The sequence below is a fragment of the Burkholderia sp. KCJ3K979 genome, assembly GCF_016759955.1.
Taxonomy (GTDB): Bacteria; Pseudomonadota; Gammaproteobacteria; order Burkholderiales; family Burkholderiaceae; genus Burkholderia; species Burkholderia orbicola.
In genome coordinates this window covers 1-10171 of sequence record NZ_JACFYV010000229.1, presented here as the reverse complement: position 1 = coordinate 10171, position 10171 = coordinate 1, and the positions used below count along the sequence as shown (strand labels likewise).

The 10171-nt window shown below is 68.6% G+C and carries 7 protein-coding genes; 5 read left to right on the top strand and 2 right to left on the bottom strand.

Annotated features, from left to right (window positions below; all coding sequences use genetic code 11):
- The first annotated feature begins 5 nt into the window (after positions 1–5).
- From cydP to H3O04_RS30240, 5 genes are all read left to right on the top strand, one after another.
- Positions 6–287, top strand: coding sequence for a cytochrome oxidase putative small subunit CydP (cydP, locus tag H3O04_RS30260; protein WP_027806881.1), 282 nt, complete (start codon positions 6–8; stop codon positions 285–287).
- Positions 277–1857: a cytochrome ubiquinol oxidase subunit I gene (locus tag H3O04_RS30255; RefSeq protein WP_006477763.1), complete on the top strand. Its 1581-nt coding sequence runs from the start codon at positions 277–279 to the stop codon at positions 1855–1857. Before cydP ends, H3O04_RS30255 begins: the two co-directional genes overlap by 11 nt.
- A 31-nt stretch (positions 1858–1888) precedes the next feature.
- Positions 1889–3025 carry a cytochrome d ubiquinol oxidase subunit II gene (cydB, locus tag H3O04_RS30250; RefSeq protein ID WP_202589076.1) on the top strand — a complete coding sequence of 379 codons (1137 nt, stop codon included), beginning with the start codon at positions 1889–1891 and terminating at the stop codon, positions 3023–3025.
- A 62-nt stretch (positions 3026–3087) separates the two neighbouring features.
- Positions 3088–3210 (top strand): cytochrome bd-I oxidase subunit CydX, encoded by a 123-nt coding sequence (gene cydX, locus H3O04_RS30245; protein ID WP_006477761.1) that lies wholly within the window; start codon positions 3088–3090, stop codon positions 3208–3210.
- 584 nt (positions 3211–3794) lie between these two features.
- On the top strand, positions 3795–6281 hold the full coding sequence (locus tag H3O04_RS30240) for a family 20 glycosylhydrolase (RefSeq protein ID WP_202589075.1): 2487 nt from the start codon (positions 3795–3797) through the stop codon (positions 6279–6281).
- Positions 6282–6474: 193 nt separating this feature from the next.
- On the opposite strand, the gene nagE is transcribed toward H3O04_RS30240, so the two are convergent.
- Both nagE and ptsP read right to left on the bottom strand, forming a co-directional pair.
- Positions 6475–8244 (bottom strand): N-acetylglucosamine-specific PTS transporter subunit IIBC, encoded by a 1770-nt coding sequence (nagE, locus tag H3O04_RS30235; protein WP_202589074.1) that lies wholly within the window; start codon positions 8242–8244, stop codon positions 6475–6477.
- Positions 8245–8331: 87 nt separating this feature from the next.
- On the bottom strand, positions 8332–10171 hold a 1840-nt coding region (gene ptsP / locus H3O04_RS30230; RefSeq protein ID WP_237666483.1), incomplete at its 5' end, for a phosphoenolpyruvate--protein phosphotransferase.

Sequence of the window (10171 nt, the reverse complement as noted above, 5' to 3'; positions counted from 1 at the left end):
GGATAATCGCCTTGATCTCGATCAATAAAGAGCCTGCGCCGCCTTCGCGGCCGGCCGGCACGATTGGCTGGCGTGCGCGCATCGCCGCGTGGGCACGCGGACCGACCCTCGCCCGCGACATCACCCTGGTGCTGATCGTCAAGCTGATCCTCCTGATGTCGCTCAAATACGCATTCTTCAATCATCCGCAGGCCGAGCACATGTCGTTGCCGCCTGCCGCCGTCGCCGAGAAGCTGCTCTCGGTGCCGGCGCCCGCCTCTACCGAGGGAGACCACCATGATAAGTAGTGAAGTCGTCGATCTGTCACGCCTACAGTTCGGCATCACGGCGCTCTACCACTTCCTGTTCGTGCCGCTGACGCTCGGCCTGTCCTGGCTGCTCGTCATCATGGAAGCCGTCTACGTGATGACCGGCAAGCAGGTCTACAAGGACATGACCCAGTTCTGGGGCAAGCTGTTCGGGATCAACTTCGCGATGGGCGTGACGACCGGCATCACGCTCGAATTCCAGTTCGGCACGAACTGGTCGTACTACTCGCACTACGTCGGCGACATCTTCGGCGTGCCGCTCGCGGTCGAAGGCCTGATGGCGTTCTTCCTCGAATCGACGTTCGTCGGCCTGTTCTTCTTCGGCTGGAACCGCCTGTCGAAGGTCAAGCACCTGATCGTCACGTTCCTCGTCGCGCTGGGCTCGAACCTGTCGGCGCTGTGGATTCTCGTCGCGAACGGCTGGATGAACAACCCGGTCGGCGCCGAGTTCAACTACCAGACGATGCGCATGGAGATGACGAGCCTGTTCGACGTGCTGTTCAACCCGGTCGCGCAGGTGAAGTTCGTGCACACGGTGTCGGCCGGCTACGTGTCGGCGGCGATGTTCGTGCTCGGCGTGTCGTCGTGGTACCTGCTGAAGAAGCGCGACGTCGACTTCGCGCTGCGCTCGTTCGCGGTCGCGGCCGGCTTCGGCCTCGCGGCAACGCTCTGCGTGATCGTGCTCGGCGACGAATCTGGCTATACGACCGGCGAAGTGCAGAAGATGAAGCTCGCCGCGATCGAATCCGAATGGGAAACCCAGCCGGCGCCCGCGTCGTTCACGCTGATCGGCATCCCGAACCAGGAGGAACAGCGCACCGACTACGCGATCAAGATCCCGTACGCGCTCGGCCTGATCGCGACGCGCTCGATCGACGAACCGGTGATCGGCCTGCGCGATCTCGCGAAGCACAGCGAGGAGCACATCCAGAGCGGGATGATCGCGTACGGCGCGCTGCAGAAGCTCAAGCAGGGCGACACGAGCGACGCGACCCGCGCGCTGTTCGACCAGCACAAGCAGTATCTCGGCTACGGGCTGATGCTCAAGCAGTTCACGCCGAACGTGACCGACGCGACGCCCGAGCAGATCAAGGCCGCCGCGAAGAAGACGATCCCGCCCGTCGCGCCGGTGTTCTTCTCGTTCCGGATCATGGTGTTCCTCGGCTTCCTGTTCGTCGCGACGTTCGTTGCCGCGTTCTGGTTCTGCGCGCGGCGGCAACTGCTGCAGGACAACCGCCGCTGGTTCCTGCGCTACGCGGTGTGGGCGATCCCGCTGCCGTGGATCGCGATCGAATTCGGCTGGATCGTCGCCGAGCTCGGCCGCCAGCCGTGGACAATCGCCGGCGTGCTGCCGACGCACCTGTCCGCGTCGAGCCTGCAGCCGAGCGACCTGTACCTGAGCCTCGCCGGCTTCATCCTGTTCTACACCGCGCTGTTCGTCATCGAGATCAAGCTGATGTTCAAGTACGCACGCCTCGGCCCGTCGTCGCTGCATACCGGCCGCTATCACCACGAGCTCGCCGCTGCCGGCGAGCGGGCCGCGGTCTGAGCACGCCCTCGCAACCGAACAAGGAATCGCTATGGACTATGCAACTCTCAAGCTGATCTGGTGGCTGCTCGTCGGCGTGCTGCTGATCGGCTTCGCCGTCACCGACGGCTTCGACATGGGCGCGACCGCGCTGCTGCCGTTCCTCGGCAAGACCGACGAGGAGCGCCGCATCATCGTCAACACGGTCGGCGCGACCTGGGAAGGCAACCAGGTGTGGCTGATCACGGCCGGCGGCGCGATGTTCGCGGCCTGGCCGCTCGTCTATGCGGCGTCGTTCTCCGGCTTCTACTTCGCGATGCTGCTCGTGCTGTTCGCGCTGTTCTTCCGGCCGGTGGGCTTCGACTACCGCAGCAAGCGGCCGGACCCGCGCTGGCGCGCGGGCTGGGACTGGAGCCTGTTCGCCGGCGGCTTCGTGCCGGCGCTGGTGTTCGGCGTCGCGTTCGGCAACCTGCTGCAGGGCGTGCCGTTCAAGTTCGACAGCGACCTGCGCGTGACCTACTACGGCGGCTTCTGGGCGCTCTTGAACCCGTTCGCGCTGCTGTGCGGGCTCGTCAGCCTCACGATGCTCGTCGCGCACGGCGCCGCGTTCATCAAGATGAAGACCGACGGCGTGATCGCGCGCCGTGCGTCGATCGCGCTGCGCGTCGCGTCGTTCCTCGCGGTCGTGCTGTTCGTGCTGGCCGGTGTGCTGGTGGCCTCCTATATCGGCGGCTTCCACATCACCCATGCGGCGCCGACCGACACCGTCGCGAACCCGCTGCTCAAGGACGTCGCCGCCGGTTCGGGCCTGTGGCTCGCGAACTACGGCGACTATCCGTGGATGATCGCGGCGCCCGTCGTCGGGATCGCGGGCGGCGTGCTGGCGCTGCTGCTCGCCGGCTCGAAGCAGGAGAAGACGGCGTTCTTCTGCACGGGCCTGATGATCACCGGCGTGATCCTGACCGCGGGCTTCTCGATGTTCCCGTTCATCATGCCGTCGTCGCTGGACCCGCGCAGCAGCCTGACCGTATGGGATTCGACGTCGAGCCACATGACGCTGCAGGTGATGCTGTTCGCGGTGATCGTGTTCCTGCCGATCGTGCTGCTCTACACGAGCTGGGTGTATCGCGTGATGCGCGGCAAGGTCACGCACCAGACGCTCGAAGAGAACACGCACTCGATGTATTGATGCATTGAACCGGGCCGGGGTGCGCGGGCGCCCTCGCCCACCGTTTCGCAAGGAGTCGGATCATGTGGTATTTCAGCTGGATTCTCGGTATCGGTGTCGCGCTGTCGTTCGGTATCGTCAACGCGATGTGGCTCGAAGCGCGGCAGAAGACGCAGGAAGCGCCCGTGCGTGCGCGGCGCGACTGACGCACCGGCGCTGACACGGGATACGCGCGCGGCCAATCGCGCGCCGTCGCCGCCCGGAAGGGAAAAGAACCTCGCTTCGCGCGAGGTTTTTTTTCGTCCTGGCCGCGCTGGCAGGCGTCGCCCGTCGATGCCAATTTAGCGCCAGATTGATACCACTTGAATACCAATAAAAGGTTTCATAAGATCGTTGGACACGGCCGCTGACAGGCCGAATCCTTCTGGGTGGGGGAGACATGCGAATCCCGTGTGTGGCGTGCGCCTGCGCGCCATCTCGACGTCCGTGCGCCACGGCGCGCGCCGTCGTCGCGCTCATGCGCGGCCAACCGAGCGCCGCCGGCCGTGGCCGCCTCGTCGCCGCGGCGAACGCCATGGACCGCCGATGAATCCGCGCACGCCGCCGCGCCGCTCCGATCGGCACGCATGCCCGCCGCCCGTTCCGTAACGCACGCTCCCGCGTGCCGAATGCACGTGGTGCAGCCGCATCGCCCCGCGTGCCGGTATCTCCCGCAGCTCCACTGAAAGACCCGATCGCAGCGACGTCGCGTGACGGCGCCGCCATGCCCTCTTTTTCTCAGGAGTTCGAATTGAAGCGTACCTTGCCATCCCTCATTGCCGGCCTGTTGATCGCGGTGCTGTCGCCGGCTGCGATCGCCGCGGCACCGGCGTCGGCCGCCACTGGCGCGAACGCCGGCAGCGCGCAAGCGGCCGCCGCACAAGCAGCCAGCCTCGCGACGGTGCTGTCGAACGGCCTCGCGTTGCGCGTCGCCGTCGACAACAACCATGCGGCCGCGGCCGGCGTGCCGTGCGCCGATCTCGGCGCCGACGGCGCGGCCTGCGCGACCGGCCGCCTGATCCTGCAGAACCGCGGCCACCAGGCGATCGCCGACGGCGGCTGGAAGCTCTACCTGCACAGCATCCGCCGCCTGCTGCGGATCGACCGGCCCGGCTTCGCGCTGCGGCGGCTCACCGGCGACCTGTACGAACTGACGCCGCAGCCGGGCTCGGTGCGGCTCGCGCCCGGCGAGCGCATCGAGCTGCCGTTCGTCGCCGAATACTGGCTGCTGCGCTACAGCGACGTGATTCCGCGTCCGTACGTCGTCGTCGACGGCGCGCCGCCGGCCGTGCTGCGCTACAACGACACCGACAACGAGCTGCGCTACGTCGAATCGCTGCCGGCCGACGCGCAGAACAACTCGACCGGCAACGCGCCGCCGGTGGCCGCACGACCCGATCCGGGCCGCGCGCTGCCGAGCGTGAAACGCGAACTGCCGCTGCCCGGCACGCTCGAGCTGCGCGGCGTCGAACTCGCGCTGCCGGATCTGCCGGACGCGCAGGTCGCGGCGCTGCACGAGCGCGCGACGACCCTCGGGCTCGATGGCGCAGGCGTGCCGGTGCGCGGCTTCGTCGCGCCGCGCCGGCTGCCGGCCGACATCGCGACACCCGGCGGCTATCGGCTCGCGATCGGGCCGCGCGGCGTGCTGATCGAAGGCTACGACCGCGCGGGCCTCTACTACGGCGTGCAGACGCTCTACTCGCTCGCGCCGGCCGGCGGCGGCCCGATCCCGGCGATGCTCGTCGAGGATGCGCCGCGCTTCACGCATCGCGGCATGCACGTCGACCTCGCGCGCAACTTCAAGCAGCCGGCGACGCTGCGCCGCCTGATCGACCAGATGAGCGCGTACAAGCTCAATCGCCTGCACCTGCATCTGTCCGACGACGAAGGCTGGCGTATCGAGATTCCGGGCCTGCCCGAGCTGACCGAGATCGGCTCGCGCCGCTGCCACGACCCGAGCGAGACGCGCTGCCTGCTGCCGCAGCTCGGCTCCGGCCCCGACAACCGCTCGGGCGGCGGCTACCTGACGCGCGACGACTACGTGGCGCTCGTGCGCTATGCGGCCGCGCGCTTCGTGCAGATCATCCCCGAGATCGACATGCCCGCGCATGCACGCGCGGCCGTCGTGACGATGGAGGCGCGCTATCGGCGGCTGCATGCGGCGGGCCGCGAGCAGGAAGCGAACGCGTACCGGCTGCTCGACCCGCAGGACACGACGAACCTGACGACGGTGCAGTTCTATGATCGGCGCAGCGACCTGAACCCGTGCGTGCCGGGCGCGCTCAACTTCGCGTCGAAGGTGATCCGCGAGATCGCGGCGATGCACGCGGACGCGCAGGCGCCGCTGCAGACCTGGCACTACGGCGGCGACGAGGCGAAGAACATCTTCCTCGGCGGCGGCTTCCAGGCGCTCAACGGCACCGATCCGAACAAGGGGCGCATCGATCTCGCCGCGCAGGACAAGCCGTGGGCACGGTCGCCGGCTTGCACGGCGCTGCTCCAGCGCGGCGAGATCAAGTCGATCGACGAGCTGCCGACGCGTTTCGCGAAACAGGTGAGCGCGGCGGTCAACGCGAACGGGATCGGCACGATGGCCGCGTGGCAGGACGGCATCAAGCATGCGAACGGGCCGCAGGATTTCAGCACGCGCCACGTGATGGTGTCGCTGTGGGACACGATCTTCTGGGGCGCGTCGGACAGCGCGCGCGACCTGAGCGGCAAGGGCTACCAGACGGTGCTCGCGCTGCCCGACTACCTGTACTTCGACTTCCCGTACACGCTCAATCCGCGCGAGCGCGGCTACTACTGGGGCTCGCACGCGACCGACGAGTACAAGGTGTTCTCGCTCGCGCCGGAGAATCTGCCGCAGAACGCCGAAGTGATGGGCGACCGCGACGGCAACCCGTTCGAGGTGACGGGCACGGGCCCCGCGCCGCGCATCGAAGGCATGCAGGGCCAGGCGTGGGGCGAGGTGATGCGCAACGACACCTTCCTCGAATACATGACCTATCCGCGGCTGCTCGCGCTGGCCGAGCGCGCGTGGCACCGGGCCGACTGGGAGCTGCCGTATGCGGCCGGCGTGCGCTTCAAGCGCGGCGACACGCATCATGTCGACATCGCCGCGCTGCAGCGCGACTGGGCCGGCTTCGCGACGCTGCTCACGCAACGCGAATTGCCGAAGCTGGAGCGCGCCGGGGTCGGCTACCGGAAGCCGACCTTCACGCTGACGAATCCGTGAACGGGTGAACGGCCAGGCAGTTGAGCGGCAGGCGATGCGGACCCACGCATCGCTTATCGCACACTTATCGCACACGGCCTTCGCCAAAGCAAAAACGGCTTGCGACGCACACGTCGCAAGCCGTTTTCCTTTGACCTCTGTTGACCGCCGGCCCGTATCCGCCGCGCGGATCGATCAGGCCGGCCTCACCGCATCACGCCGGTTGTGCCGCCGCCCCGCCGCCCGACGGCGGCAGGCGCGCGCCGAGCTGTTCGGCATAGCGTGCCGCCGCGTTGCCGCAGACGATGTGGAACGTATCGAGCGACACCCATGCGACGTCGAGCGCGCCGAGACGCTCGCGATCGACCGCCGACGGGTCGCGCACGACCACGCGCAGGCGCGTGGTGGCCACCGCATCGAGCGACGCGACGTTGGTCGCCCCGCCGAACACCGCGAGCCAGCGGGTCGGCTCCGGATCGAGCGGGCCGGCGGCCGCGCCCGTGACGGGCTGCGCGGCCGCGGCCGGCGCGGCCGATGCGGCACCGGTCGCGCCGCCGCCGATCGCGGCACGCATCTCGTCGGCAATGATGTCGGCCTCGGGCCCGATGATCACCTGCACGCTGTTGCCGCCGCGCTTGAGCACGCCGCGTGCGCCGATCGACTTCAGTTCCGGCTCCGATACCTTTTCCGGATCGACGACGGTCAGGCGCAGGCGCGTCGTGCATGCGTCGACGACCGACAGGTTGCCGGCGCCCCCGAGTGCGGCGATGTAGCGTTGCGCACGCGGTGCGGCAGCCGTTGCGGCCGCGCCCGCGGCCGGTGCGACGAAGCCGCCCGACGCGTACGATTCCGTGGCCGCGTCGGTCGCGGCCGGCTCGCGGCCCGGCGTGGCCATGTTGAACTTGCGGATGAAGAAGCGGAACAGCCCGTAGTACGCGACGCCGTACGCGATGCCGAGCGGAATCGCGATCCAGCCCTTCGTCGACAGCCCGTAGTTCAGCACGTAGTCGATCGCGCCGGCGGAGAACGTGAAGCCGAGCTTCACGCCGAGAATCTGGCAGATCGCGAGCGACAAGCCCGTCAGCACCGCATGGATCACGTACAGCACCGGCGCGAGGAACATGAAGCTGAACTCGATCGGCTCGGTCACGCCGGTCAGGAACGACGTCAGCGCCATCGAGAACAGCAGGCCGCCGACCATCGCGCGGCGCTCCTTCGGCGCCTCGTGCAGCATCGCGAGACACGCGGCCGGCAGGCCGAACATCATGATCGGGAAGAAGCCGGCCATGAAGGTGCCCGCGGTCGGGTCGCCCGCGAAGAAGCGGTGCAGGTCGCCGTGCACGATCTCGCCGCCGGCGGGCGGCGTGAAGTTGCCGAACACGAACCACGCGAGCGAGTTGATGATGTGGTGCAGGCCGGTGACGAGCAGCAGGCGGTTCAGGAAGCCGAACACGAACGCACCGATCGCGCCCGCCGTCGTCAGCCACTGGCCGGCCGCGTCGATCGCATGCTGGATCGGCTGCCACACGTACCCGAACGCGATGCCCAGTATCACGCAGACCAGCCCGGTGATGATCGGCACGAAGCGCTTGCCGCCGAAGAACGCGAGGTAGTCCGGCAGCTTGATGTCCTTGTAGCGGTTGTACAGCAGGCCCGCGACGACACCCGCGATGATCCCGGACAGCACGCCCATGTTCAGCTTGGGATCGATGTCCTTCATGATCGCGGTTTCGATCAGGTAACCGATCGCGCCCGCGAGCGCCGCCACGCCGTTGTTGTCCTTCGCGAAGCCGACCGCCACGCCGATCGCGAACAGGAGCGGCAGGTTGTCGAAGATCGCGCCGCCGGCGTCGGCGATCATCTTGATGTTGAACACGTCCGGCTGGCCGAGCCGCAGCAGGATGCCGGCGACCGGCAATACCGCGATCGGCAGCATCAGCGCCCGGCCCAGGCCCTGTATTTTCAGAAACGGATTCCCGTTCATTCAGTCCTCCAATCCTTGTCTCGTCGTTAATCGTCGTTGACCTACTTGCCTTCGTCGTGAAACGCGCCGCGAACCTGCCGTCGACGCTCAGTCGAGCGGCCAGACCTCGCGGCTTGCTGCCCTTACCGCCTGTGCCGAGTCGAGCGCGAGCAGATCCTGCGCGCGCTGACGGCACAACTGGTAATCGAGACGGCGCACACGCGCCTTGATGCCCGGCACCGACACCGGGTCGACCGACAGTTCGGTCACGCCGAGGCCCACCAGGACCGGCACCGCGAGCGGATCGCCGCCGAGCGCGCCGCATACGCCCACCCACTTGCCGTGCTTCGCGGCGCCGCGCACCGCGATGTCGATCAGGCGCAGCACGGCCGGATGCAGGCCGTCGGACTGCGCGGCCAGGTCGGCCTGGCAGCGGTCCATCGCGAGCGTGTATTGCGTGAGGTCGTTGGTGCCGATCGACAGGAAATCCGCGTGCTGCGCGAGCTGGTCGGCCAGCAGCGCGGCCGACGGCACCTCGATCATCACGCCGACCTCGATCGGCTCGGTGCGGCCCTGCGCGCGCGCGAATTCGTCGATGCGCTTGCGCAGCCGCACGAGTTCGCCCGCATCGGTCACCATCGGCAGCAGAATGCGCACCGCGCCGAACGGCTTCACCGCGAGCAGGCCCTGCAACTGATCGTCGAGCAGATCGGGGCGCACCTGCGCGAGACGGATGCCGCGCAGGCCGAGCGCCGGGTTCGGTTCGGGCGGCAGCGTCAGGTAGTCGACTTCCTTGTCCGCGCCGACGTCGAGCGTGCGGATGATCGCCGTGCGGCCCTGCAGCGCGTCGACGATCGACTGGTAGCTCTGCTGGTGCTCGACCGCCGTCGGCGCGGCCTGGCGATGGATGAACATCAGTTCGGTGCGCAGCAGGCCGACCGCGTCCGCGCCGTTGTCGACCGCGGTGTTCGCATCGTCGAGCGTCGCGATGTTCGCGGCGACCTCGATCGCGCGGCCGTCGATGGTCGCGGCCGCCTCGCCGGCCTGTTGCCGGTTCGCCTCGCGCACGCCGTCCAGGCGCTGGCGCTCGTGCTGCGCGCGCTCGACGTCGAGCGCGGTCGGCGCGTGTTCGAGCCGGCCCGCGCTCGCATCGACGACCACCTGCGTGCCGTCCGGAATCGCGTACAGCGCATCGCCGACCGCCACCAGCGCCGGGATGCCCAGCTGCCGCGCGATGATCGCCGCGTGCGACGTCGCGCCGCCGCGCGCCATCACGAGCGCGGTCACGCGTTCGCGATCGAGCGACGACAGGTCGGACGGCGTGAATTCCTCGGCCGCGAGCACGGCTTCGTCGGGCAGCACACGCGGGGCGCCGCTCGTGTGGCCGAGCGCGCGCAGCACGCGCTTCTCGATGTCGCGCAGATCGGCCGCGCGTTCGGCGAGCAGCGCGTCGTCGAGCTTCGACAGCGTGTCGATCTGCGTACGGATCGTCGCGCGCCATGCGAAGCCCGCGCCCTTGCCGAGGCTGATCAGGTCGCGCGCCGCGTCGACCAGCATCGGGTCTTCCAGCAGCACGCGATGCACCGCGAAGATGCCCGCCTCGCCGACCGCGCCGCGCGCCGACGCGCTGCGAACCGTTTCGGTAAGTTCGGCGTCGACCGTCTTCAGCGCCTGATCGAGCCGGCGGCTTTCCGTGGCCGGTGTGCCGGTCGCCTGCTCGGGCGGCACGATATCCGCATCGTCGAGACGCACCAGCGTGCCGACCGCGATGCCGGGCGCCGCGCACACGCCGGCGAGCGTGTTCGGGTCGAGCGTCGCGCCGGGTGCGTGCGCGATGGCTTGCGGCGCGGGCGATTTCAGCCGCGCCGGCTTTTCTTCCACTTCGCCGTGCGCTTCGCGCAGCAACTCGCGCTCGACCGCATCGACGGCCTGTTGCGCATGCGCGCCG

Excerpts from the sequence above, each read along its gene's own strand:
- cydX (WP_006477761.1), top strand. The coding sequence starts at position 3,088 with ATGTGGTATTTCAGCTGGATTCTCGGTATCGGTGTCGCGCTGTCGTTC.
- nagE (WP_202589074.1), bottom strand. The coding sequence starts at position 8,244 with ATGAACGGGAATCCGTTTCTGAAAATACAGGGCCTGGGCCGGGCGCTG.
- cydB (WP_202589076.1), top strand. The coding sequence starts at position 1,889 with ATGGACTATGCAACTCTCAAGCTGATCTGGTGGCTGCTCGTCGGCGTG.
- H3O04_RS30255 (WP_006477763.1), top strand. The coding sequence starts at position 277 with ATGATAAGTAGTGAAGTCGTCGATCTGTCACGCCTACAGTTCGGCATC.